The following is a 24,295-nucleotide window of genomic DNA, read 5'->3' as shown; positions in this document are numbered from 1 at the left end:
GCAAAATTCGCCCTCATCCCCAACCCTTTCTCCCATAATTAGGAGAAGGGGCCAATTTAAAAGTCCCTCTCCCAAGCTTGGGAGAGAGATTTACGGTGAGTCTATTCTTCAGCCCCCATGCCCAATGCTCCATGCCCCATGCCCAATGCCCAAAAAATTAAGACTTACGCGTTTGACTGGAACTCTGCCACTGCGTAAGTCTTAAGGAAAAAATCTTATTTTTTACTTTATCGAGCTTATCAAGCTTGTTTTAGCAGATGTTTAACCAAATTATCTTTCACCATCATCTGCCGTAAAATTTCTAACAAAAATTCCTGAGCCTCTTCTTGGCTCAAGTTTTTTACCTGGCCTTTCAAATTTTGTAAGCGAAACTGTTGCTCTAAGGTTAGTTCGACTGGTAAGTCCATGAGCGACTCCTGTGATTGACTGAATCGAAGGGTATTTGTTGTTAATGGAAGACGATCGCTTTTTACTAGTTTAGCACTGGGATATTAAAATGTCTACATTGTCAAGCGATAATAAATCACACTCATAAAAGTTTACAATCAGATGACAACATGTTTCTCTCCTTTTCTAGGGTGTTTATTGAAGCTGACCACTAATCGCTGTAATGTTTAGAATGTTTATATACCAACTACTCTAAAAACAAAGAACAAGCTAAACATCATCCGCAGGAGTAATAAGTAGGAGTCAGAAGATTGATAGACGCAATGGAATTTTTTCGGCTAAGTGCTGGTAAGTGGCGATCGCAACGTGCAACTCATCATCTGGCGTTTAAGCGCTCAGAAACAGGAGAATCGGATATACAGGTAGAAACTTTAGATGCCGATCATCCAGAAATCATTGAATTATGCCGATATCATGAGATTGACCCCAGCCTTTCAGTCGGTGGCTCACGTGTGCGTTGGCTAGGGACAATGGCTTGGGATCGAGAGGATGAGGAGAATCATCAAGGGAAAACCATATTTGCGATCGTGCCTGATAGCGATAACCCAAGGCAAGGCAAATTACTCCGTGAGAGAGGTTACGCCGAAATTGTCCCAGTAGTCGGTCTTTTTCACATGGATGATGAAGATGGACTGGTGTTGACAACCGAATATGAAACAATGAGTTCCATTGAGCGATTCTGGTTCGCCAGCCCAAATATGCGAATGCGAACCAGTACAGTTAAACGGTTTGGCGGCTTTAGCACCGCATCGTTTTGCACTGAAAGCCGCATTGAAACTTCTGGTGAGGCTTCTAGCTCAGAAGAAGTAACAGAAAAACAAGGAGCGGATGTTTTACAAAAAAGACAGTTTTATTCAGTTTTGGGCTGGTGAATGATTTTTAAGCAGAGCGATGCTTTTACTCGTGGGCAAGATTATCTGCGTCTAGTACAGGGACTTGCCCTAGAACCGGGTATGGTGAATGTGTTTGAGAACCTGCGCGATCGCATCCCCATTTGCACTTGGATCGGTGAGAATATTAACGCTGTGAACGCTCAGATCAACACTTATCTAGAAGTTTGTCATCAGTGCTTTCATCCCCAAGAGCGTCGCCACATCCAAATTTTTGCAGTTCCCATAGCTCAGTCCTTCGGCATAGATGGGCTGTGCAACATTCTCACAAACCCAATCACTATTCTGGTAGATGTTGGTCGAGTTACACCTAGAGACTGGTTTGGTATAGTCGTCCATGAATACGCCCATGCCCATCTAAGAGACTTTGGTCACAATGAGCAGTTTGCTAGCATCTTATCTCATCTTTGCTTAGGGCTAGGATTGGAACCACCCTACTGGGAGGCAGGAATGGAAGCAACTTTGCGTAGCTGGCCTCACTGTCAACCAACCATAGATCCCCTGGAATTTTGGATAGGTCGCTGAAGAGAGCAGGGGACAAGGGGACAAGAGGGACAAGGGGGACAAGAAAAATAACCATGCCTCATGCCACATTAATTTCTTTTGCTAAATGTTAAAAATTATTACTTTGGTTTAAAAAGGTGAAACTGAATCTCCTAATCTAAAATATGTGAATAAAATTTTTTAGTCATTTACGTAGTCATTAAGCTGGAAGTCTAATTCCTTATTTTTTGATTAGCTATGGGTTTAATCCAGTAAGCTAATCTTTTATCCTACGAATACTTAAATTACCCTTAGTTAAGTTTCGTGAAATTTTATCAGAATCTCAGGTTCTGATACAACTACTCCTTTAATATGTGATTAAAAGTTGTTAACTTTAATTAAGAACATGGAGGCTTTAGAGTGGCAATTCCTCTGTTAGAATATGAACCTTCAAGTCAAAATCAGCGTGTAGCTGGATATGAAGTACCGGGTGACGATCAACCCAGGATTTTTTCTACCGACAATATACTTTCTCCGTCAGATTTAGGTGATTTGATCGAAGCAGCATATCGTCAAATTTTCTTTTATGCTTTTACAGCCGATCGCGAAACATTTTTAGAGTCTCAACTCCGTAATGGACAAATTACAGTACGGGACTTTATTCGTGGTTTGGTGCTTTCCAATACCTTTAAGAAAAGCTTCTACGACCTCAACAATAATTATCGCTTTGTTGAGCAAGTAATTCAGCGGGTTTTAGGACGCGATCCTTACAATCAGCGGGAAAAAATTGCCTGGTCAATTGTAGTCGCTACCAAGGGTATTGTAGGCTTTATTGATGAAGTGCTCAACACTGAAGAGTATCTGAGCAATTTTGGATACTCCACAGTGCCTTATCACCGTCGTCGGATACTGCCATCCCAATCTGAGGGTGAGTTACCATTTAACATTAAATCTCCGCGATACGAAGATTACCACCGTGCCAAACTGGGTTTCCCCCAAATCATTTGGCAGGTCGAAGTACGCAGATTCCTCCCACAAGAGCAAAAGCCCAAGGCTGGCGATCCAGCTTTATTCTTGGGTTTGGCGCAAAGTATCAATGCAACTGGCAATCCTCCACAACGGGTCTCGCCATACAACATCGATATCGAAAAGTCTGTACCTTATCGGCAACTGTCAGGAATTAAATAACAACGATTTTTGGTCGGTGGCTGGCTAGTACATCCATTTGATCGCTTTATAGCGTGCATAAGTCTTGGGTTATGTAGGAGTTTTATTTAGATATAACTAAGTGAAACAGACTCTATCCCATGTCTAATGCACGCTAGTTGTTAATGGGCATTGGGCATAGTTTTTTATCAATGCTCAATGTGTTTAAAACGGGGATAGATTTCAGGCGTGGATGAGTTTAAAGTGTAGCTCGTCTTTTTAGCATTTCTAAAAGTTTTTTAAAGTGGGCAGGAGGAGTAGCTGTCACCTCAATCAACTCCTCAGATAAGGGATGCTGCAATTTTAATCGCCAAGCGTGTAGTGCTTGACCAGGCAAATTTACCCCCACGGAATGGCCAGAACTATAAACTGGGTCGCCGACAATGGGATGACCTATTTTGCTGCTGTGGACACGAATTTGATGGGTGCGTCCAGTTGCTAATTGAAAGTGAATTAAGGTGAAATTACCAAGACGTTCTAATACCTTCCAGTGAGTGACGGCGACTCGTCCACCTTGTTCAACAGGCATAACAGCCATTTTTTTGCGGTCTTGGGAATGGCGACCAATGGGCAAGTCGATAGTACCACTTTCAGTTTTTGGCGCACCGTAAACTATGCCCAAGTATTCTCGTCGTGCAGTTTTTGCTTTCAGTTGTGCTTGTAGATGATGATGGGCAATATCTGTTTTAGCGATCGCGATCGCTCCTGTTGTATCCTTATCCAATCGATGGACGATTCCCGGACGTTGGACTCCGCCAATTCCTGGTAAATTGGGACAGTGAGCCAATAGGGCATTTACTAAAGTGCCATCAGGATGACCAGGCGCAGGATGGACAACTATTCCTGCGGGTTTATTGAGAATAAGTAACTGGTCATCTTCATAAAGGATATCTAAAGGAATATCTTCTGCTTGCAATTCTAGAGGTTGAACTTCTGGTATTTCGAGAGTGATGCGATCGCCTAGCTTGACATTGATCTTCTTAGATGTGCAAACTTGATCGTTAAGTTGGACGTTACCCTGTTCGATTAACTGTTGGATGCGGGAACGGGATAAGTCTGGTAATTCTTGGGAAAGGTAACGATCAAGGCGATCGCCTTTAGTGTTAACGCAGTGTATTGTACTCTTAAGGGGAAGCAAGCTAGGTGTAGCATCTTCAAGTAGAGTTGACAAGCGTTCGCCTTTGGCGTTGGCGGAGCCATCGCTATTTTCTTGGATTTGTAAATTAAATTCACTCACAGTTGCTCTAGATTAATTCCCGTTCTTTAAGTAAAGCGCGGAATTTCTTTATTTGGGCAGTTAGAAACTGTCGTCTACACAAGCAAAACCTACAAAGCTGAGTTTCAAAACCTTGATTTGACTTTAGAGGATATTTGTGAACGCCCTAGCCAAAAGCGATCGCTTAAATTCTCTGCATTTCTCCTCTGTGTTCTCTGCGCCTCTGTGGTTGATTATTCTAAATTTATAACTTCTTGTGGCAACTCAAATAAACCATCTTCCCCAGCTTCAAAATCAATCACCTGATACACAGCATCAATATTTAACTCACCATATACATGAGGAAATAATTCACCTATTTCAGCGGGTTCATAGCGAATTTCAGCTTGTACTTTTTCAGAATCAATAAAAAGTAGTACTAATTCTTTTTGATTATCAAAAAATCTCTTTGCAACTTTGAGTATTTGTGTTGATTTTGAGCAATGTATAAAACCTTCGCCATCTAACGAATCAGCGCGATATATACCAAGATTTTTTGCTTGTTCCCATTGTTGGTGTTTGGTAATGTGGAGAATGGTGTTCATAGAAAGTCTAGGAATTGTTGCGGATTGTAATATTTTTAAGAAATATTCTAAATTTGTAAAGTCTTTAATTACTTTGGTAGTGCCTAAATTTGTTAATTTATCACCTATGCCAATAAAAGCAATGTTCAAACGATAGGCTGCTCTTACATCCCAAACATTATCACCTACAAAAACAACTTTCTGAAACTTTTCAACTTCATAAACATTTTCTGCTTTAATAATAGCTGTCTTAATAATATCTTCCCGCGAAAGTGCATCATTAGCTGAAGCTAACGGAATGTTTTCTACTTGTAAATTAGCTTTTTGAAGTTTTAATTTAGCAGACTCACCCCAACCACCAGTTGCGATCGCAATACAGCAATCAGAGTCTAGCTGTAATTTAACTAATACATTTGCAGAACCAGGAATTTCGCTGAATAATTCTTGCTTGTTAATAAATGCTTCCTGGAGTAGGCTAACAAAACGTGCTTTGAGTCTAATTATTTCTTCATTTGAAGGAAGACGTTCTAACTTTTCTTTGAAAATTTGCTGGGTAATTCCAGAATCTGTGGTATATGCGTATTCAGACCAATTTGTATTTATACCAAAAATACCAAATTCTAATGCAAAGGCTCGTAAAAAACAATTTTCATCAATTTTGTAGGTGTTTGTTAGAGTTCCATCAATATCAAAAATGACTAATTGCATATAAGCGATCGCTTTACAACATTATTATTTAAAATTTCACGGACAGACGCTCCAGATTCAGAGTTGTTTTGTGCCTTTGCGTAAGATTATTATTCTATAAATTTTACGGAATACAAACATCTGGCGCACATAAATCAGGAAATTGAAGCGTTATTACTTTAAAATTATTCAAATCTACGCGGCGGATGGCATGATTATTGGTATCAGCAATATATAGATATGAATTCATCACACTCAATCCTGAAGGTTCAAAAAAACGAGTTTTTTTACCTTGACCATCTTGTAAACCAGCAGAACCATCTCCCAAAACTGTTTGACAATTACCACTGGGACTTACAAATTTAATTTTATGATTGTAAGTATCTACAACCCACAAAAAATTCTGAGCAAATTCAACTCCTAAACAGTGTTGTAAACGGACATCTTCACCTTGTCCATCTACATCGCCAAAACCAAATAAACCGCCACTACCGCAAATAGTTCTTACTTGGTAAGGTTCGACAATTCCAACACTACGAATTGAACTAACTTCACTATCAGCAATATATAATTCTTGCCCATTATTAGTAATACCACTAGGTTGAGCAAAGGCAGATTCAGTAAGTGAACCATCGATACATGCTTCTGCACCAGTACCAGCATAAGTTTTGATGATGCCAGTTACTAAATCCATTTGCCAAATTTGATGCGACCCAGCCATTGCAATAAATAAGGTATTTCCTACTTTCACTAAATCCCAAGGGGAATTTAGTGCGGTTTCTAAACCAATACCGCCATGAGGATTGATATTACGGCTTTGTTCGCCAGTTCCTGCAATAGTTTCGACTACTTGGTGCTTTAAATCAACTCGCCGCAGCGCATGATTTTCTGTGTCAGCAACATAAAGAATTTGATTTTCGGCATCATAAGCCATTCCTTGCGGTGCAAAAAATTGTGCTTCGTCAAAAGCACCATCGGTTAAGCCAGATTTTCCAGTACCAATTAAATGTAAAATTTCTCCGTCGAAACTACTCATAACTAGGCGGTGATGTCCAGAATCAGCAATGAATAAACATATTGGAGTAGCTAGAACTTTACCAGGAAAAGCTAAAGGTGTGATTAATGGTTGGCGCTGTTTTTCTAAAGTTAAGCTGATTTCTTGGAAATTAATTGTGCCTTTGTTTTGGTGTTGCTGAATTAACTTTTGAATCAACTCATCTAAAGTGTCACGATTTCCTTCACCAGAAATCTGACCAATCACATAACCTTCTGGATCAATAATTATTAACGTAGGCCAAGCACGCACAGCATACTCTTCCCAAATCCGAAAACCGCTGTCAACTATAACAGAATGTTCAATATCGTAGCGCAAAATAGCTTGACGAATATTTTCTGTTTCCTTTTCGTTATCAAATTTGGCAGAATGTACGCCAATAACAGTAAGACTATCTTTATATTTCTGTTCTAAATATTTCAGGCTAGGCAGAATATGCAGACAATTAATACAGCAGTATGTCCAAAAATCTAAAATTACAACTCTACCCTTGAATTGTTTAAGAGACAATGGTTTATCAGTATTGAGCCAAGAGTAATTTTGTGGTAATTCTGGCGCTCTGACACGGGGAATCATAGAGTATACTTTGCTATTAGAGGATATTTATACTAATTTTTTGAAATAGGCCGATGAAAAATAATGATATATTATCGTGTATTGTTACTAGAGACTTAAACAAAATTAAACTTCGATTTAATTCCAGGAAAATTAGATATTTAACTAGTAAATCTGAACTCAGAAACACGAAATGTATTATAACAAGCTTACGCACAATTATAAGAAATCATTGATGAGTTGTACAAAGCTCATGACAGAGCAATAGCAAACAATGATTTTGATGATGCTAGCTTGCTGGCTAGTAGAGCAGATATGCTTTATGAAGAAGCCAAAAATTGAAAATTTGGAAATTGTGATTTCAGAACAAAAGCAAAGATGAAAATAATTGAAGAATTAAAAACTCGTATTCAATAACTCAGGAAACAAGTTGTTGAACTCAGGCAAAAAGCATCTGAAGTATATTTAACTAACCAAGAGCAAGCTAAACAGTTTAGGCAACAGGCAAGAGAAGCCAGTAAGCGCTGCCAAGTATTGATACAAGAGTTAAAATGCCAACAAGTTTAAGGCTAAAAACTGGCTAGTCTTGAGAACTGCCAGTTTCTAACTTTCAATAACTGCATAAATTAGAAATGTTTTTAGCGTTGCACCCCATCCCTTAATCTCTTAAAAACTTGGTTGCCACCGCCACCTTTGATCTGAGCTTCTACCAGAACTGCTAAATCCAGATATTTCACAATCAGAAAGTACCAATTGCGTACCATTAGCTGTGCCAGGATCTCCAGATACAGCAATACATTTGTCGGATAATCCATTTCTAAGAAATCCTGCACCAATATATTCCCACCTCTGGTCTGTGGTTTCAAAAGAAGGGCTAAATCCAGATACTTCGCAATCAGAAAGTATTAATCGCGCACCAGTAACTGTGCCAGGCTGTCCCTCTACATCAATGCATTTGTTGGATAATTTATTTCTGATAAATCCCCCACGAATAAATTCCCATTTCTGATCTGTGATCTTACCAGAAGCGCTAAATCCAGATAGTTCGCAATTAGCAAGTATCAATCGCGTACCATTAGCTGTCCCAGGATCTCCAGATACATCAATGCACTTGTTTGATAGTTCGTTTATTATAAACATTCCCCCTACTTGTGCAATAGCATTTTGATTTTCTAGAACACAAGTTGCTCCCCATAATAGCGATCCGACGAATCCAACTGCGATCGCTGTATACTTTTTCAAATTAGGTTTCACAAGTTTTTTCTCTTTGAGCTCGTGTTTCTACGGTATTACAAAACTCTCAGCAGGTTCACAGTATACTGTTACTTGCTATTTAATAAATGAACTTTTAGAAAATTTACACTTTGAAAGGATTTGACAAACTAACTACTACAGACTTATTAGCCTGGGTTCAACTAGCTAAAATTCAGGTTGAACGAGGACAAATTATTAATCGCATTCCGCAATTGGCTAAAGCTAATCCTGGTTGGTTTGCAGTTCACATCTGCTGTACATCGGGGAAAAATATCAGCTTTGGGGATACCACTTGCGTCTTCCCACTAATGAGCGTTATTAAGACATTCTCTCTACTTTATCTGCTAGAACATCTAGGAGCAGAAACGGTTTTCGGCTGGGTTGGGGTGGAACCATCAGATGCACCCTTCAATTCTTTAGAACAATTAATTAATGATCGCGGCCAGCCCCGTAACCCGATGATCAATAGTGGAGCAATTACTCTCTCTGATAAATTACCAGGAAAGGACGCTAATCAACGCACTCTTTTATTTTGTCAATGGCTCAACCAATTAGCAGGTTGCCAACTAAGCTTAGATGAGGTGATGCTGGCTTCAGTGCGATTAACCCGCTCAAAAGTTAATGAAGCGATCGCTAATTATCTCGCCCAAGCTGGTCATCTCGAAAATATTGATACAGCACTTGACACTTATGAGCAAATATGCTGTATTTCCGGGCAAGTTAAAGATTTAGCTCTGTTAGGAAAACTGCTAGCTTGTGAAAATAGCTATTTATTATCACAAAACCGCCGGATTGTCAATGCTGTAATGTCAACTTGTGGATTATACGAAGTTTCTGCCAAGTTTGCAGTCAGAATTGGTTTACCGATGAAATCAGGGATTGGTGGTGGGCTTGTAGCAATAGTACCAGGAGAGGGAGCGATCGCTTGTTATAGTCCAGCTTTGGATGAGGTAGGAAATCCGGTAGCAGGGCTTGTCTTTGTTGAGGCTTTAGCACAAGAGTTACAGTTGAGTATTTTTGGCTAAATGCTACTTTTGATGGGGAGAGAAATGATAAATTCCGTACCACTACTCACCTCAGATTTACAAATTAGTTGTCCCCCATGTTTTTCGACAACAATCTGATGACTAATCGAAAGTCCCATACCAGTACCAACACCTGTTGGTTTGGTGGTAAAGAACATCTCAAAAATTTTCTCTTGAGTATCAGGGGCAATACCAGAACCGTTATCAGCAATACGGACAATTACCCAGTTTTTGTCTTGAAGTTCGGTAGTGATCGTAATTCGTGGTTTGTCTTGAGTATTGTACTGTTCTTCCAAAGCATCAAGTGCATTGTTGATAATATTCATGAACACTTGGTAAAGCGAGCTAGAAAAACCTTCAATGTTGGGAATATCACCGTAGCAGCGCTCAATTGTAATCCCTTTTTTAATCCGGTTATTGAGGATGAGTAGCGTACTCTCAATACATTCATGCAAATTGACTGCATGGGCTTCTGCTTCATCTAGACGAGAGAAGTTTTTCAAACTCAAGACAATTTGTCGGACGCGATCAGCGCCGAACCTCATTGACTGCAAAACTTTAGGTAAATCTTCTTCCACAAATTCTGCATCAATTTCGGTGGCGTGGTTTTGTACTGCTAGAGGTGGACTAGGTATTTCTTGGCGATAGGTTTGTAATAATGCTAATAAATCATCTACATGTTGAATAGCAGGATCTAAATTGCCGTAGATAAAATTTACCGGATTATTAATTTCGTGGGCAATGCCAGCTACCATTCGTCCTAAACTAGACATTTTCTCACTTTGAATCAATTGTGCTTCTTGCATTTGCTGCTGACGAAAGGCAGCTGCTTGCTGTTCTTCCAGTAAGCATTTAACCTTGTGCAAAACTTGGTTAAATGCAGTAGCAAGTATGCCAATTTCATCTGTAGTTATGACGGGTGCTTGCAAATCAAAGTTAGATTCTTTGGTGACTTGCTGCGCTACATTCGTCAGCACTTCGACGGGATGGGTAATGGTTCGACTCGTCAAAAAAGCTAAAAAAGTAGCAATTACTGCTGACAACAGAATGCTAGCAACAATAATTTGAATGCGTATTTGTGCTACTGTCTTGAACGTCGTCGTTGCTGTTTGTAATTCCTCATAAGAGTTATTAATGATAGTAACCAGTTCATCGGAGATCGCATCAAACTTAAGTGCTAACTCACTATTGGTAAACTTCAACAGCCGTCGTTGAGCGATCGCAATTTTATTCTCAGTTGGAGGAGATAAATCAAGTTGTTGAAATAGTTCTTCAAGCTGCTGGATATAAGTTTGTGTTACACCTTCATAAGTTTTTAGTAGCTGGGGAATATTCTCGGTGTGTTTTTGGTTCGCATAATCGACAGTTTTTATATACGTTTGGAGTTCCAACCAAACCTGCTTAATTTCAGGTGCATGTGTATTAGTAATGTGGGCATATTCCTCTTTGTACAACTTTAGATTTCCCACTAAGGGAATGAGTTGCTGCTGGTGCGTCCGGGTTTGCAGGATACTTGTCTGGAGGCGATAGAGCAAATTGAGTTCTTTAAAGGCATTTTGCTGCTGCTGTAACGCCTGTTGCTGATAGCGATCTCCTAAAACTAACCCAATTGTGGTTCCGACAATTCCCACACCGAGAGCAAGACTGTAGCCAAATTTAATTTTGTTGCCAATACTCAGACCGTTGCTAATTTTTGAGAACCACCCTTTTCGGCTCGATTGAACGACGGCGATATTACTGGAAACTGATGAAAAATCTGAATCTGGAGTCTGGAAAGCCATATTAATCCTAAGTAAAATAAGAATCAATGCTTACTTAGAATTCCCAGTTATTCAGTAAAAGCAAAAATTTTGAAACTTTCTAATGCATCTTGCTAAATCTGATGACGCAGAAGAAAAGTGATTTATTTCACTTTTCTTCTGCCTCTACCAGCCTTCCAAAGTATAACTAAATCCTGTTTTTTTTATGGCTGTTGCACTTGTTTTTCGGGTAATTCAGCGGAAGGAGGTGTTGGCGTTACCTCTACCTGTGGTTCTAGTGTTGGCGTTTTGGGTGCTGGAGACTCAATAATCTCTGGCAGCGTTGGTGGCAAACTAGGAGATGGGGCAATCGTTACTTGGGGAGTAGGTGTCTTAGTCGTTCGACGGTTAAAAAATCCACCAAATCTAAATTTTTTTGGCTGAGGCGTTACTTTTTCGGGTAACGGCGTTGATTCAGGAGTTGGCATTACCGCTGGCTGTGGTTCTAATCCTGGAGACTCAATAATCTCCGGCAGTGTGGGTGGCAAACTAGGAGATGGTGCAACTGGTGCTTCTGGGGTGGGAACTTTACCAGCTCCACGGTTAAAAAATCCACCAAATCTAGGTTTTGTTGGCTGAGGGGTTACTTTTTCAGGTAACAGTGTTGATTCGGGAGTTGGTGTTACCTGCGGCTGTGGTTCTAATGCTGGGGACTCAAGAATTTCTGGTGATGTTGGGGACAAGCTGGGAGTTGGTGTAGCCGTTGGAACTTCTAATTTTGGTTGTTCTGGCTGTATTTTGGATTTTTCTGGAATTTCAGTTTCAGGAATCGGCTGTTTTTCTACCTTGGGCGGTGTTGGGGATGTTTTTTCAACAGAAGGTGTGGGTGTAGGTTTAGGTGCAAGTTTATAATTCGGGTCTACAATAGGGCGTACCTCAGCTGCTGTGAGTTCTCCTCTGACAATTCTCGACAGAGTGTCTTTACCCTTTGGCTGATAGTCGATCAATCTAACTGTAGTATTAAAGGCATTTTTGACAGGATTTCCCTGATTATCGAGAAATTCTAGCTTTACCCAGTTTTTCCCTGGATGAAAGCCCTTAAGGTAAACTGCTTGCCAGCGATCAAAAATAAAGCTTTCACCATTAATAGTGGAGCGGATGCGCCAATCACTGAACTCGTCGTTGGCGTTTTCCTTGGCAATGAGGTGCAAAGGAGCATTAGTTAGGTAAAAGTCCAGTAAAATTGGTTCTGCCCCATAGCTACTTTGAGGACGGCCGTAAGTTAGCAGAGGTAATTTAGGATCTGGGGTGTTATCGTCGGTTTTGGTAAAGACGTGAAATGTTGTTTGGGCATAAGCACCTTCATTCTTAAAGCTTTCATGCCAAGGACGAGAAGCAAAAACACGCAGAGTATGACTACCTGGAGATAAGTCTGGCAAAACCAAGGGCTGATTCAGGTCGTAAACAGGTATATAAGGTTGATTATCCAGAATTACGTGTAGATGTGGGCCCAGTTGTAATTGTAGGTCTTTAAATATTGGTAGATCCTTAACCTGAAAACTGGCTGTAACTTTGTTATCTTGAAGAACTTCATCAATTTTTGGAGTAACAATTGTCACCTGTGGTTGATAAACTTCCAAAATTGAATGCAGTTCTTGGATAACAGATGGAGGGGAAACTTCGGAAAATTGCTTTGAAATTTGAGAAATCTGTGGGGAGTTTTCTTTATAGCCAGTAGATACTTCCTGGCTGTCGGCTTTCTCGCCGCAACTGGTCAAGCTTAATACCAGCACCAATGTTATTACCCACCTGAGAACCGGGAACTTCTCAGGGAGGAGCTTCTCTAACACCCTTTTCTGCCACGAGTTCATGCGTTGCACCCAGTGATAGTCTTCGACAATTGACAGATTATTTTGGCTCAAACTGTCCATCTGGAACTATAGCCCAAAGGGTGAAATCTACTTCACATCCCATAAGTTTTCCTTTGCATTTCATAAAATTTGAAAATGAGTCATATTCTATACAGCGTTTTACTTACAAAATTTGAAATATGATTGAAATATGACATAAATATTCATGAGTAATAGCAGCAAAAGTTGGGACATCGACATATATACACCCAAACCATAAATTTTACGATTTGTTATTGTTTGTAAATTAAATAGATAAACTATTGACTTTTTGACAAAGAGTTTGAAGTTAAAAGCCAGTGAAGGCATGAATTCCAGCAATATTGAAGCAAGTTTGAATTATTGTTAAAATATCTCTAACAATGTACAAGTGAAGACTTTATAATTCAACGAGAAACAACTATCCACATCGGGTCTTCATCGCAGCTTCAGTAAAAAAAATTCTGGAGTATGCGGGAATTGTACATTTTGTGGTATTTATGATTCCTCATTCCTTATCAAGAGAGGAGGTCGAATGACAATAAGTCCTCCGGAGCGAGAGGAAAAAAAGGCAAGAGTAATCGTCGATAACGATCCAGTTGCAACCTCTTTCGAGAGATGGTCACAACCTGGGCACTTTGACAGATCTTTAGCCAGAGGTCCCAAAACCACCACATGGATTTGGAACCTGCACGCACTCGCCCATGATTTTGATACACATACAAGCGATTTAGAAGATATCTCCCGCAAGATATTCTCAGCCCACTTCGGCCACTTAGCCGTAGTGACAATTTGGTTGAGCGGGATGATTTTCCACGGCGCGAAGTTTTCTAACTACGAAGCTTGGCTAACCGACCCGTTAAACGTTAAGCCGAGTGCTCAGGTCGTTTGGCCTATTGTGGGACAAGACATTTTAAACGGTGATGTTGGCGGTGGTTTCCACGGCATTCAAATCACCTCTGGTTTGTTCCAGGTATGGCGTGGCTGGGGGATCACAAACTCCTTCCAACTTTACTGCACAGCGATCGGTGGCTTGGTATTAGCCGGCTTGTTCCTATTTGCTGGCTGGTTCCACTACCACAAACGCGCTCCGAAACTGGAATGGTTCCAGAATGTGGAGTCGATGCTGAATCACCACTTGCAAGTACTGCTAGGTTGTGGTTCATTGGGATGGGCAGGTCACTTAATCCATGTGTCCGCACCGACCAACAAGCTTTTGGATGCAGGCGTTGCTCTTAAAGACATACCCCTGCCCCACGAGTTCATCTTGAACAAAGACTTGTTGACCGAACTGTACCCTGGCTTTGCAGCTGGTTTAGCACCTTTCTTCACCTTGAACTGGGGTCAGTATGCTGACTTCCTTACCTTCAAGGGCGGTCTGAACCCGGTAACAGGCGGCTTGTGGTTGACTGATATTTCTCATCACCACTTAGCGATCGCAGTTCTCTTTATCGTTGCTGGTCATCAATACCGTACCAACTGGGGTATTGGTCACAGCATTAAAGAGATCCTGGAAAACCACAAAGGTCCTTTTACCGGTGAAGGTCACAAAGGTCTCTACGAAAACCTGACCACATCCTGGCACGCTCAATTGGCTACTAACTTAGCCTTCTTGGGTTCGCTGACCATCATCATCGCGCATCACATGTACGCGATGCCCCCTTATCCATATTTGGCAACTGATTACGCTACGCAGTTGTGTATATTCACTCACCATATTTGGATCGGTGGTTTCTTGATTGTTGGTGGAGCAGCTCATGCTGCGATCTTCATGGTGCGGGATTACGATCCAGTTGTGAATCAAAACAACTTGCTGGATCGGGTGATTCGTCACCGTGACGCGATTATTTCTCACCTGAACTGGGTATGTATTTTCCTCGGTTTCCATAGCTTTGGACTTTACATCCACAACGACACAATGCGTGCATTGGGTCGTCCTCAAGACTTGTTCTCTGATACAGGGATTCAATTGCAGCCAGTATTTGCCCAGTGGATACAAAATATCCATGCCTTGGCTCCTGGTACAACTGCACCCAATGCTCTAGAACCAGTTAGCTATGTCTTTGGCGGCGGTGTCTTGGCTGTTGGCGGAAAAGTGGCAGCTGCACCCATTGTTTTGGGAACAGCGGACTTCCTAATTCACCACATTCACGCTTTCACCATTCACGTCACAGTCTTAATTCTGCTTAAAGGTGTGCTGTACGCCCGTAGTTCTCGTCTGATTCCAGACAAGGCAAACTTGGGCTTCCGCTTCCCTTGTGACGGCCCTGGTCGTGGCGGTACCTGTCAAGTATCTGGCTGGGATCACGTATTCCTCGGACTCTTCTGGATGTACAACTCCTTATCTATTGTAATTTTCCACTTTAGTTGGAAGATGCAATCAGATGTCTGGGGAACCGTAGATGCAGATGGTACTGTAACTAATATCACTGGTGGTAACTTCGCTCAAAGTGCACTTACCATCAACGGTTGGTTGCGAGACTTCTTGTGGGCACAAGCTACACAAGTCATCAATTCCTACGGCAGTGCGTTATCTGCCTATGGACTCATGTTCTTAGGCGCTCACTTTGTTTGGGCATTCAGCTTGATGTTCCTGTTCAGTGGTCGCGGTTACTGGCAAGAACTAATTGAGTCCATTGTTTGGGCACATAATAAACTGAAGGTAGCTCCAGCAATTCAGCCTCGCGCTCTGAGCATTATTCAGGGTCGGGCTGTAGGGGTAGCTCACTACCTCTTAGGAGGAATTGCCACAACTTGGGCATTCTTCCATGCACACATTCTTTCGGTAGGGTAGCAATCAGTTATTGAGAGTGCTGAGTGCTGAGTGTTGAGATAAATACTCAAAACTTGGTACTCAGAACTCTAGACGCTGATACTTGATGGCTAAAGGTCAGAGGATTTATTAAACCTATGGCGACAAAATTTCCCAAATTTAGCCAGGATCTCGCACAGGACCCGACGACTCGTCGGATATGGTATGCGATCGCTACAGGCAACGATTTTGAAACCCATGATGGCATGACGGAAGAAAATCTTTACCAAAAGATTTTCGCAACTCACTTCGGTCACTTGGCAATCATCTTCCTGTGGGCATCCAGCCTCCTGTTCCACGTAGCCTGGCAAGGTAACTTTGAACAGTGGATTAAAGATCCCCTTCACATCCGTCCGATCGCCCATGCGATTTGGGACCCCCACTTTGGTAAACCAGCGATTGAAGCTTTTACCCAAGCGGGCGCTAGCAATCCGGTAAACATTACCTACTCTGGTCTCTACCATTGGTGGTATACCATCGGAATGCGGACGAACGGCGAACTCTACAACGGTTCAGTGTTCTTGCTGTTATTTGCAGCTGTACTGTTATTCGCTGGGTGGCTACACTTGCAACCCAAGTTCCGTCCTAGCTTGGCATGGTTTAAGAGCGCTGAACATCGCCTAAACCACCACTTAGCAGGTTTGTTTGGTGTTAGTTCTTTGGCTTGGGCTGGTCACTTAATTCACGTTGCTGTCCCCGAATCTCGCGGTCAGCACGTAGGTTGGGATAACTTTTTGAGTACCCCACCCCACCCAGCAGGTTTGACACCATTCTTTACAGGTAACTGGGGTGTTTACTCTCAAAACCCTGACACACCTGGACATATCTTCGGGACATCGCAAGGTGCAGGAACTGCAATTCTAAGTTTCTTGGGTGGTTTCCATCCTCAGACAGAAGCTTTGTGGTTGACTGACATAGCTCATCACCACCTAGCGATCGCAGTTATCTTCATAGTTGCCGGTCACCAGTACCGGACTAACTTCGGAATTGGTCACAGCATCAAAGAAATGCTGAACTCCAAAGCTGGGTTAGTACCCAATACTAAGAGTGAAGGTCAATTCAACCTGCCTCACCAAGGCTTGTACGACACCTATAACAACTCACTGCACTTCCAGTTAGGTATTCACCTAGCTGCTCTGGGAACCATCACCTCTCTGGTAGCGCAGCACATGTACGCCATGCCTTCCTACGCATTTATTGCGAAGGACTACACGACTCAGGCAGCGCTGTACACGCACCATCAATACATTGCTGGTTTCCTGATACTTGGTGCTTTTGCTCACGGAGCAATATTCTGGGTACGTGATTATGATCCAGAACAAAATAAAGGCAATGTTCTTGACCGCGTGCTGAAGCACAAAGAAGCGATTATTTCCCACCTCAGCTGGGTATCCCTTTTCTTGGGCTTCCACACTCTTGGTCTATACGTACACAATGACGTAGTAGTTGCTTTCGGCACTCCTGAAAAGCAAATCCTGATTGAGCCAGTGTTTGCTCAGTTCGTCCAAGCTGCTAACGGTAAAGTACTGTACGGTTTAGATACATTATTATCTAACCCAGATAGTGTTGCTTACACAGCATGGCCCAACTACGCTAACGTTTGGTTACCAGGCTGGCTAGATGCCATCAACGCTGGTACTAACTCCCTGTTCTTAACAATCGGTCCTGGCGACTTCTTGGTACACCATGCGATCGCTTTAGGTCTGCACACCACCACCTTGATCTTGGTCAAAGGTGCTTTGGATGCCCGTGGTTCCAAGCTGATGCCCGATAAAAAGGACTTCGGCTATGCCTTCCCTTGCGACGGCCCTGGTCGTGGCGGTACTTGCGACATCTCAGCTTGGGATTCCTTCTACCTCGCTACATTCTGGATGCTCAACACCATTGGTTGGTTGACCTTCTACTGGCATTGGAAGCATCTAGGTATTTGGCAAGGCAACGTCGCTCAGTTCAATGAGAACTCTACATACCTCATGGGCTGGTTCCGCGATTACCTCTGGGCTAACTCTGCTCAGTTGATTAACGGTTACAACCCCTACGGCGTGAATAACCTGTCTGTCTGGGCTTGGATGTTCCTGTTTGGACACCTAGTTTGGGCTACTGGCTTCATGTTCTTAATCTCCTGGAGAGGTTACTGGCAAGAGTTGATTGAAACCCTTGTTTGGGCACACGAACGCACTCCTCTAGCTAACCTAGTTCGCTGGAAAGACAAGCCTGTGGCTCTGTCTATCGTTCAAGCTCGTGTAGTCGGTCTAGCTCACTTCACTGTTGGCTACGTTGTAACTTACGCTGCATTCTTGATTGCTTCTACTGCTGGTAAGTTCGGTTAATTTGGCTGCTAGCTTTGTAGGTAAGTAATAAAAATCCCCTGCCGCAAGCAAGGTGGGGGATTTTTTGTTTTGGGTGGGAAAAATAGAGAAAGGGGCGGGCAAGATGCCCACCCCACAAGAAAAGTTATAAAAAAATTATAAGGGCAGTTTATTTCATTACTTTTAATACTTGGGAAAAGTTAGAACTTAGCCTAGAAGCTAGAGAAATAGTTTTTAATTCTTACTTATTTTTTGATAAAAACAGATATAAAATATTTGTCTTTGTATTTATGACAAATCATGTGTATCTGCTTATTGAGCCAATACTCAAATCGGAAAATGAGTTTTGGTCATTGAGTAGCATTATGAAAAGTATTAAAGGTTATAGTGCTAAACAAATTCCCAAAGTTATGAAACATATAGGAACAGTTTGGCAAGATGAAAGATATGACCGTATTGTTAGGAACGATGAAGAGTTTCAACAATATTGGGAATATATCAGACAAAATCCTGTAAAAGCAGGGCTGTCATCAAGCACAGAAAATTACCCCTTCTTTTGGCAACTCCCTAAATAATCTCAATCATTACATTCTCTCTTTTCTTGTGGGGTGGGCATCTTGCCCGCCCCTTTGTAGCCTTACATGCCATTAATTCTCTCTATTGCCTCTGCATATTGTTTTGTATCCTCTTGTTCTAAATGAAGGTTAGCAGCTTGCTGCCAATCTTTAATTGCACCTTGCTTATCTCCTAAGTCATAGCGAACCCAAGCTCGATTATTGTAGGTAGTAGCATTTTTTGCATTTAACTGAATCGCTTTATTATAGTCTTGTAAAGCTCCCTGTTTATCACCTAAATTGGAGCGAGCAACACCTCGATTGCTATAGGAAACATCAGATTTAGGTGCAAGCTTAATTGCTATGTTGGAGTCTTGTAATGCTCCTTGATTATCACCTATTTTGATCCGTAATCTAGCGCGAACATTGTAAGTTGACGAACTTTCAGGGTTAAGCTCAATTGCTTTCTTGCAGTCTTTTAATGCTCCTTGATTATCCCCTAATTCACTCCATAAGCTAGCGCGCTCACTGTAAACAAAGTGAGCAAGAAGACTGTCAGGTTTAAGCTCAATTGCTTTATTTTAGTGTAAAAGAAGATTCTGTAAATACAGTTTGGTGGTTGTCTAAAACACCCAATCCTAAAGCAGATAACGGAAAAGTTTTAAAGCCCTATAGCCAAAGTATGAAGTAACTACTCAAAAATGGCTATAAAGCAAAAATACGTCCTAGCGAACAGAACATGATATTTCTGATAAATTCCAAAAAGATAATCAAGGTGCAATTCCGTCAAATTTACTATAAATTGCTAATACTGAACCGAATAGTACTTATTTACTACACTGCAAAACAGCAAAAATTAAACCCCATCCAGCACATTTTCCTCAAGGGTTCGTCGAGTTATTCATCAAATTTTTAACTGATGAAGGTGATATAGTATTAGATCCATTTGCAGGTTCTAATACAACCAACTTTGCTGAAACTCTGCAACGCCGATGGATATCTTTTGAAATTAATAAAAATTATGTAATGGGAAGTCGTTATTGATTTAGCCAATAACCAAATTAAGTAAAGAGTCAGGAGTGAGAAGTTAAAATTTATAACTTATAACTCTTAACTCATAGCTACTCAATTAAATCTCTCCATTTACCTGCATTTGATGAACTTGATCGGCTAGCTCTTGACGACCTCGATCATCTAGTTTATCAATAGCTAACATCCCCATCAGAATAACTTCTTTCAGGGTCAAACGTGTGGAATGTGCCTGTTTTTGCACAATCTCTTTAATAATGGGACTGACACCAATCGCTGTACTAGCTCTAGCCACAGAAGAAAAGGAAACACTAATGATTCAGCATAAATCTTAGCACTTTCAATGAGGTTATTCTCTAGAGTTAAAACTTAATTTAAGTGTGTTTCAACTCATACTTCAATGAGTAAACATAAATTTAAAATTATGTATAGGGAATTCTCAAATTTTCAGTATGGCAAATCTGATACTTGCTCATTGAGGACACATCATCGTATGATATCAATATTCTCAACAGTTAAACTTTTGCCTATTTCTCCATAATTTTCACTAAGTCCTCAATCGTCACATTAAAGCTACGAGCTAATTATGTAGATAGTAGTAAAGTAAACTATTGTCGCAAATTATTCCAAAATGGTCAGAAACTTCTTTTAGTGACCATGCTTTCACTTCTGCTAGTTATCGAATCTTTAATCGGAACTAATCACATCTTTAATAACTGGTGCATTTGCACTGCTTAATTTCACATGACATGAAAAATGTAGAAGTATTCCCGTAGCGTTCTCGGTCTAGCAAACTCTCAGGCGATCGCAACAATTAAATAAAATCTAGAAACCTAAAATATCATGTTTATTTCACATATTAGCAACATCAAAAGCAAAAGCCTCTGTTTTGAGATCCTTAAAGAGTTTGCAAATACTAGTAATATTTGTGATAACTGAGTTAGAAGAAGTGGTTTGCTGGTGAAAACAGTGCTTTCGGTAGAAGTATTCGCACAAATAAGACTTGTATACCACCGAGAAAACCGTACTTTAAAGAGATCGTAAATTGTCAAATATAATTTTATGAACACGCTTTACAGAAATATACAGCGTAAATAAGAATAATAACTTAACCGAAGTAAAATTTTCCTGAATACAGGCAACTAATACCGTGATATGGAAAAGCAGTGAGTAGAGGAATAAGAAAGCGATGAGGGACCCTTATCTGTTGGCAGCAGGCTTGTTAACAGGATTAGCAATACCAGCATCAGCTCTTCCACATCTGTCAATTGTCCTGCCAGAAAGTTCTAGATTCCTGTGGGATTTAAAACAGGGTTCGCAGACAATAACCAGTACAAAAATTATCAATAGCGTCGATCTCTCCTTATCAGAACTCAGCGGTCAAGCGTTCCAACCCCTAAAAAGTTCGCAGCCAATAGTAGGTGAGAAAAACGTCCCTAGCGTACCAGAATTCAGCAGTCAGGCATTACCAGTATCAACAGAGTCATCACTCAACCCCAGCGCCCAAGCAACTAGCCTCTTATTGACATCTGGGAATCAACTTTACTACCAAAGATTGGCAGCTCTGAAAACAGGTCAGATTTATACACGCGTAGATAGCGATAATTTGCAATCATTGTGGGAGTCGATCAAGAAACGTCAACTAACTTATGACGACTGGAAAAGTTTATTAGCTTTAGAAGCTAGAGCGATCGCTCAAGGTCAAGGAGCCAATCATCTAAGTATTTTAGTTGGTGATTCTTTGAGTATGTGGTTTCCTAGAGAAAAACTGCCTGCTGGTAAGTTGTGGCTGAATCAAGGCATATCTGGAGATACTTCTAGTGGCGTTTTAAAAAGATTGGGAGCATTTTCAGCAACGCGGCCAGATGTAATTTACATCATGGCGGGGATTAACGACTTACGAAAAGGCGCTAGTGATGAAACAATATTGCGTAATTATCGCCGAATTGTCCATCGTTTACGGCAGGCTCACCCCCAAGCTCAAATCATTGTCCAATCAATTTTGCCTACTCGTCTACCAAAAATTTCCAATAGCCGGATTCGTCACATCAACATCCAACTAACCGTGATTGCCAAACAAGAAGGTGCTAATTATCTCAATATTTATAGCTGGTTTACGGATATGGAAGGCAATATGCGTCCAGAGTTGACCACAGATGGGTTGCACCTGTCTCAAGAGGGATATGATGTGTGGCGAACGGCACTACAGCAGATAGAATACAAGCTCACTCAGCTTGAGAATTGAGCGATCGCTTTGCCGACACTTGGAGCGCTCGCAATTTTTAAATTTATGGAAGTTCCTGATACCGATGCTATCAATATACGTTCTGTAATTGAATACCAATTGGCAGCTTTTAAAAAAGATGATGCCCAAAGCGCTTTTGCTTTTGCTAGTCCAGCGATTCAGGCGCAATTTGGAACCCCAGAAAATTTTATGCAGATGGTAAAGACAAGCTACCCAGCAGTATACCGTCCTCGTTCTATCTTTTTTGAGAAGATAACAACCATCCAGGGAAATATAACTCAACCAGTACTGCTACTTGCTCCTGATGGAGTCCCCTTGAGGGCTTTATATATTATGGAAAAACAGCCCGATAATATCTGGAGGATTAACGGTTGCTTTCTAATTTCTCTAGAAGGTAAATAAACTCTATATTTATACAACTATAAATCCTATACTTTAACGCCTAAAGCTTCTCTATTTAAAACCTGATTCAACTTACCGCTACGATAACCTTCTAAATCTAAGGTTACGTAGATAAATCCAAAATCTTGAAATGCAGAAACTACTTTCTGTAAATCCGTAGTCAACACAAACTCTTTAATTTGTTCTGGTGGTAATTCAATACGTGCTGTATCCCCTTGCGATCGCACGCGCAAATTCTGCCAACCTAGCTTTCTTAAGAAAATTTCTCCTCTACCGACTCGTTGCAACTTAGCCACAGTAATCTCTTCACCGTAAGGAAACCGGGAACTGAGGCAAGGTTGAGCGGGTTTATCCCACCAAGGTAAATCAAGTTGTTGCGAAAGTTGGCGAACTTCTACTTTGGTGACACCTACTTCTGCTAAAGGCGATCGCGCCCCTCTTTCTTTCGCCGCCTGAATTCCTGGGCGATAATCATGCAAATCATCGGCATTCACCCCATCCACTACATAGGGATAACCCAACTCTAAAGCTAAAGGTTTGAGAGTGTCGTGCAACTCACTTTTGCAGAAATAACAACGATTAACCGGGTTAGAGGTGTAATTGGGATTTTCCATCTCGTGAGTTTGGACGATTTTATGAGGAATCCCAATAGTTGCAGCTTGAATTTTGGCATCTTCCAATTCTTCTGGTAACAGCGAAGGAGAAACAGCCGTGATAGCCAAAGCGCGATCGCCCAACACATCATAAGCAATTTTAGCAACCAAAGTGCTATCAACACCACCAGAGTAGGCAATCAACGCCTGCTCTATTTCTTTAAATAAGGCTTTTAATTGCTCAAATTTTTCTGTCAGCATCATTTCCCAATCCTGCCAAAACCCTACAGCACCCAACAAATACCATTGTAGGCGGCTAAACAATTTTTGTAGCCTGGGTACTGCTTACCGTTCGCTCAAACTCTTATTTTTGCGTAGTGGGCAGTACCATCCTACAGTTATTGAGAATGGTGCAAAATATAAAAATACAGATTGTGGTATTCAAATATGGTTTGTAAAAAAATGGTAGTCGGGCTGCATTTTAAAGCGAGTAATTGTGGCGTATCTTGCTCATCTAAATTTTCCATATCGATTTGCACACAACCTAAGTCAAAGGCTGTTTTTACATGGCGCCCATAGCCCAAAGCTTGATAAAATGAGGTTGCGAAACTAATAGCTGAATCATCTTTAATTGCTTTAGACATCCCAACCACGCTATCAATATGTTGTGCGATCGCTTTTGCTTGTGCTTCCGAATAACAGGCATTCAGAACAACACATCGAATATTATCTTTTAATACAGAAAATAGTTGACTTAATGCTCTAACTGAAACAGGATGACTGTTACCAGAGTTATCTTGGAAAATGATTTCGCTTGATGGACTTCCATGACCACTAAAATGTACGATATCAGGCTGATGACGTAATAAAATTTCCTGTAAGTCACCAACACGAACAGCCCAATGTTGAATTATCTCAAATTTTTCGCGAAATTCTGATTTACGCAATGCTTGATCTATTGAACGGCTCTCTTGATCTAATTTGAGATGCGTAGTCTTTAAAGGATTTGCAGATAGAAACAGAATCTTAATAATCTTATCTTTATTTATAGTGTTAACTATCTGATTTTTATTATCTTTTTTTGTGGCAATTTCTTGCTCAATTTCATTAATTAAATTTAGTAGTGCATATACGATTCGATTCTTCTCACGTCTGATTTCTTCTGTGGTGAGGATACCTTGACGTTCATTTTCTAGTAATTCCTTTAAATTAGCTGTGTGTAAAATCACTTCATTATGATATCGAGATGAGTATTCATTAGTAATTTCAGTGAGATTTGAAATAGCATTTTGTAAATCGCCTTGTTGAATTAGGTTTTTAATTTTAATAAACTTGCTATTCAT

At 40.9% G+C, this 24,295-nt stretch carries 20 protein-coding genes and 2 pseudogenes; 10 read left to right on the top strand and 12 right to left on the bottom strand.

Annotation, left to right across the window (positions count from 1 at the left end):
- Positions 1 to 239 precede the first annotated feature (239 nt).
- Positions 240 to 407 carry an NblA/ycf18 family protein gene (locus V7K89_RS09205; RefSeq protein WP_335186415.1) on the bottom strand — a complete coding sequence of 56 codons (168 nt, stop codon included), beginning with the start codon at positions 405 to 407 and terminating at the stop codon, positions 240 to 242.
- A gap of 303 nt (positions 408 to 710) precedes the next feature.
- Here V7K89_RS09205 and V7K89_RS09200 point away from each other — a divergent pair, with 303 nt between their 5' ends.
- The 3 genes from V7K89_RS09200 (at position 711) to V7K89_RS09190 (ending at position 3,008) form a co-directional block, all read left to right on the top strand.
- On the top strand, positions 711 to 1,319 hold the full coding sequence (locus V7K89_RS09200) for a phycobiliprotein lyase (protein ID WP_442941619.1): 609 nt from the start codon (positions 711 to 713) through the stop codon (positions 1,317 to 1,319).
- Entirely contained in the window at positions 1,320 to 1,862 is a 543-nt protein-coding gene (locus V7K89_RS09195; RefSeq protein WP_335186413.1) for a hypothetical protein, read from the top strand.
- 378 nt (positions 1,863 to 2,240) lie between these two features.
- The gene (locus tag V7K89_RS09190; protein WP_335186411.1) at positions 2,241 to 3,008 is read left to right on the top strand and encodes a phycobilisome rod-core linker polypeptide; all 768 of its coding nucleotides are present in this window, start codon (positions 2,241 to 2,243) and stop codon (positions 3,006 to 3,008) included.
- Positions 3,009 to 3,225: 217 nt separating this feature from the next.
- Here the strand turns inward: V7K89_RS09190 and V7K89_RS09185 are convergent, their stop codons facing one another.
- From V7K89_RS09185 to V7K89_RS09165, 5 genes and pseudogenes are all read right to left on the bottom strand, one after another.
- Positions 3,226 to 4,143, bottom strand: a complete 918-nt coding sequence (locus tag V7K89_RS09185) for an RluA family pseudouridine synthase (RefSeq protein WP_335186442.1) — start codon at positions 4,141 to 4,143, stop codon at positions 3,226 to 3,228.
- A gap of 332 nt (positions 4,144 to 4,475) precedes the next feature.
- Positions 4,476 to 4,826: a DUF952 domain-containing protein gene (locus tag V7K89_RS09180; RefSeq protein WP_335186440.1), complete on the bottom strand. Its 351-nt coding sequence runs from the start codon at positions 4,824 to 4,826 to the stop codon at positions 4,476 to 4,478.
- Between the two features lie 117 nt (positions 4,827 to 4,943).
- Positions 4,944 to 5,513 (bottom strand): annotated as a pseudogene (locus V7K89_RS09175) (HAD family hydrolase); the annotation flags it as partial.
- Positions 5,514 to 5,616: 103 nt separating this feature from the next.
- The gene (locus V7K89_RS09170) at positions 5,617 to 7,122 is read right to left on the bottom strand and encodes a thioredoxin-like domain-containing protein (RefSeq protein WP_335186409.1); all 1,506 of its coding nucleotides are present in this window, start codon (positions 7,120 to 7,122) and stop codon (positions 5,617 to 5,619) included.
- Positions 7,123 to 7,767: 645 nt separating this feature from the next.
- On the bottom strand, positions 7,768 to 8,355 hold the full coding sequence (locus V7K89_RS09165; RefSeq protein ID WP_335186407.1) for an RICIN domain-containing protein: 588 nt from the start codon (positions 8,353 to 8,355) through the stop codon (positions 7,768 to 7,770).
- Positions 8,356 to 8,465: 110 nt separating this feature from the next.
- On the opposite strand from V7K89_RS09165, the gene glsA reads away from it, so the two are divergent.
- Positions 8,466 to 9,380 carry a glutaminase A gene (glsA, locus tag V7K89_RS09160; protein ID WP_335186405.1) on the top strand — a complete coding sequence of 305 codons (915 nt, stop codon included), beginning with the start codon at positions 8,466 to 8,468 and terminating at the stop codon, positions 9,378 to 9,380.
- Here the strand turns inward: glsA and V7K89_RS09155 are convergent.
- Together V7K89_RS09155 and V7K89_RS09150 are read right to left on the bottom strand one after the other, a co-directional pair.
- A complete protein-coding gene (locus V7K89_RS09155; RefSeq protein ID WP_335186403.1) occupies positions 9,377 to 11,161 on the bottom strand; it encodes a HAMP domain-containing sensor histidine kinase in 1,785 nt (594 codons plus the stop codon). The genes glsA and V7K89_RS09155 overlap by 4 nt on opposite strands.
- Positions 11,162 to 11,343: 182 nt before the next feature.
- The gene (locus V7K89_RS09150) at positions 11,344 to 12,990 is read right to left on the bottom strand and encodes a hypothetical protein (RefSeq protein WP_335186438.1); all 1,647 of its coding nucleotides are present in this window, start codon (positions 12,988 to 12,990) and stop codon (positions 11,344 to 11,346) included.
- 553 nt (positions 12,991 to 13,543) lie between these two features.
- Between V7K89_RS09150 and psaA the strand changes: the two genes are divergently transcribed.
- The 3 genes from psaA (at position 13,544) to V7K89_RS09135 (ending at position 18,704) form a co-directional block, all read left to right on the top strand.
- Positions 13,544 to 15,802, top strand: a complete 2,259-nt coding sequence (psaA, locus tag V7K89_RS09145; protein WP_335186401.1) for a photosystem I core protein PsaA — start codon at positions 13,544 to 13,546, stop codon at positions 15,800 to 15,802.
- Positions 15,803 to 15,918: 116 nt separating this feature from the next.
- The gene (gene psaB / locus V7K89_RS09140; RefSeq protein WP_335186399.1) at positions 15,919 to 18,150 is read left to right on the top strand and encodes a photosystem I core protein PsaB; all 2,232 of its coding nucleotides are present in this window, start codon (positions 15,919 to 15,921) and stop codon (positions 18,148 to 18,150) included.
- Positions 18,151 to 18,284: 134 nt separating this feature from the next.
- On the top strand, positions 18,285 to 18,704 hold the full coding sequence (locus V7K89_RS09135) for an REP-associated tyrosine transposase (protein WP_335186436.1): 420 nt from the start codon (positions 18,285 to 18,287) through the stop codon (positions 18,702 to 18,704).
- A 62-nt stretch (positions 18,705 to 18,766) separates the two neighbouring features.
- Here the strand turns inward: V7K89_RS09135 and V7K89_RS35805 are convergent, their stop codons facing one another.
- On the bottom strand, positions 18,767 to 19,144 hold the full coding sequence (locus V7K89_RS35805) for a tetratricopeptide repeat protein (RefSeq protein ID WP_442941621.1): 378 nt from the start codon (positions 19,142 to 19,144) through the stop codon (positions 18,767 to 18,769).
- A gap of 131 nt (positions 19,145 to 19,275) precedes the next feature.
- On the opposite strand from V7K89_RS35805, the pseudogene V7K89_RS09130 reads away from it, so the two are divergent.
- Positions 19,276 to 19,727 (top strand): annotated as a pseudogene (locus V7K89_RS09130) (DNA methyltransferase); the annotation flags it as partial.
- An 85-nt stretch (positions 19,728 to 19,812) separates the two neighbouring features.
- Here the strand turns inward: V7K89_RS09130 and V7K89_RS09125 are convergent.
- Positions 19,813 to 20,007: a hypothetical protein gene (locus V7K89_RS09125; RefSeq protein ID WP_292740248.1), complete on the bottom strand. Its 195-nt coding sequence runs from the start codon at positions 20,005 to 20,007 to the stop codon at positions 19,813 to 19,815.
- Positions 20,008 to 20,901: 894 nt separating this feature from the next.
- Here V7K89_RS09125 and V7K89_RS09120 point away from each other — a divergent pair.
- Positions 20,902 to 21,957: an SGNH/GDSL hydrolase family protein gene (locus V7K89_RS09120; protein ID WP_335186397.1), complete on the top strand. Its 1,056-nt coding sequence runs from the start codon at positions 20,902 to 20,904 to the stop codon at positions 21,955 to 21,957.
- A 45-nt stretch (positions 21,958 to 22,002) separates the two neighbouring features.
- A complete protein-coding gene (locus tag V7K89_RS09115; protein ID WP_335186395.1) occupies positions 22,003 to 22,359 on the top strand; it encodes a DUF4864 domain-containing protein in 357 nt (118 codons plus the stop codon).
- A gap of 26 nt (positions 22,360 to 22,385) precedes the next feature.
- On the opposite strand, the gene larE is transcribed toward V7K89_RS09115, so the two are convergent.
- On the bottom strand, positions 22,386 to 23,216 hold the full coding sequence (gene larE / locus V7K89_RS09110; protein WP_335186434.1) for an ATP-dependent sacrificial sulfur transferase LarE: 831 nt from the start codon (positions 23,214 to 23,216) through the stop codon (positions 22,386 to 22,388).
- Between the two features lie 134 nt (positions 23,217 to 23,350).
- A complete protein-coding gene (locus tag V7K89_RS09105; RefSeq protein ID WP_335186393.1) occupies positions 23,351 to 24,295 on the bottom strand; it encodes a CHAT domain-containing protein in 945 nt (314 codons plus the stop codon).

The sequence above is a fragment of the Nostoc sp. genome, from assembly GCF_036917515.1.
Taxonomy (GTDB): Bacteria; Cyanobacteriota; Cyanobacteriia; order Cyanobacteriales; family Nostocaceae; genus Nostoc.
Note: the sequence above shows the minus strand (reverse complement) of the source record. Positions and strands in the feature narration are given on the sequence as shown.

Excerpts from the sequence above, each read along its gene's own strand:
- V7K89_RS09195 (WP_335186413.1), top strand. The coding sequence starts at position 1,320 with ATGATTTTTAAGCAGAGCGATGCTTTTACTCGTGGGCAAGATTATCTG.
- V7K89_RS09150 (WP_335186438.1), bottom strand. The coding sequence starts at position 12,990 with ATGAACTCGTGGCAGAAAAGGGTGTTAGAGAAGCTCCTCCCTGAGAAG.
- V7K89_RS09115 (WP_335186395.1), top strand. The coding sequence starts at position 22,003 with ATGGAAGTTCCTGATACCGATGCTATCAATATACGTTCTGTAATTGAA.
- V7K89_RS09170 (WP_335186409.1), bottom strand. The coding sequence starts at position 7,122 with ATGATTCCCCGTGTCAGAGCGCCAGAATTACCACAAAATTACTCTTGG.
- psaA (WP_335186401.1), top strand. The coding sequence starts at position 13,544 with ATGACAATAAGTCCTCCGGAGCGAGAGGAAAAAAAGGCAAGAGTAATC.
- larE (WP_335186434.1), bottom strand. The coding sequence starts at position 23,216 with ATGATGCTGACAGAAAAATTTGAGCAATTAAAAGCCTTATTTAAAGAA.
- V7K89_RS09105 (WP_335186393.1), bottom strand. The coding sequence starts at position 24,295 with ATGAATAGCAAGTTTATTAAAATTAAAAACCTAATTCAACAAGGCGAT.
- V7K89_RS09155 (WP_335186403.1), bottom strand. The coding sequence starts at position 11,161 with ATGGCTTTCCAGACTCCAGATTCAGATTTTTCATCAGTTTCCAGTAAT.
- V7K89_RS09205 (WP_335186415.1), bottom strand. The coding sequence starts at position 407 with ATGGACTTACCAGTCGAACTAACCTTAGAGCAACAGTTTCGCTTACAA.
- psaB (WP_335186399.1), top strand. The coding sequence starts at position 15,919 with ATGGCGACAAAATTTCCCAAATTTAGCCAGGATCTCGCACAGGACCCG.
- V7K89_RS09200 (WP_442941619.1), top strand. The coding sequence starts at position 711 with ATGGAATTTTTTCGGCTAAGTGCTGGTAAGTGGCGATCGCAACGTGCA.
- V7K89_RS09180 (WP_335186440.1), bottom strand. The coding sequence starts at position 4,826 with ATGAACACCATTCTCCACATTACCAAACACCAACAATGGGAACAAGCA.
- V7K89_RS09120 (WP_335186397.1), top strand. The coding sequence starts at position 20,902 with ATGAGGGACCCTTATCTGTTGGCAGCAGGCTTGTTAACAGGATTAGCA.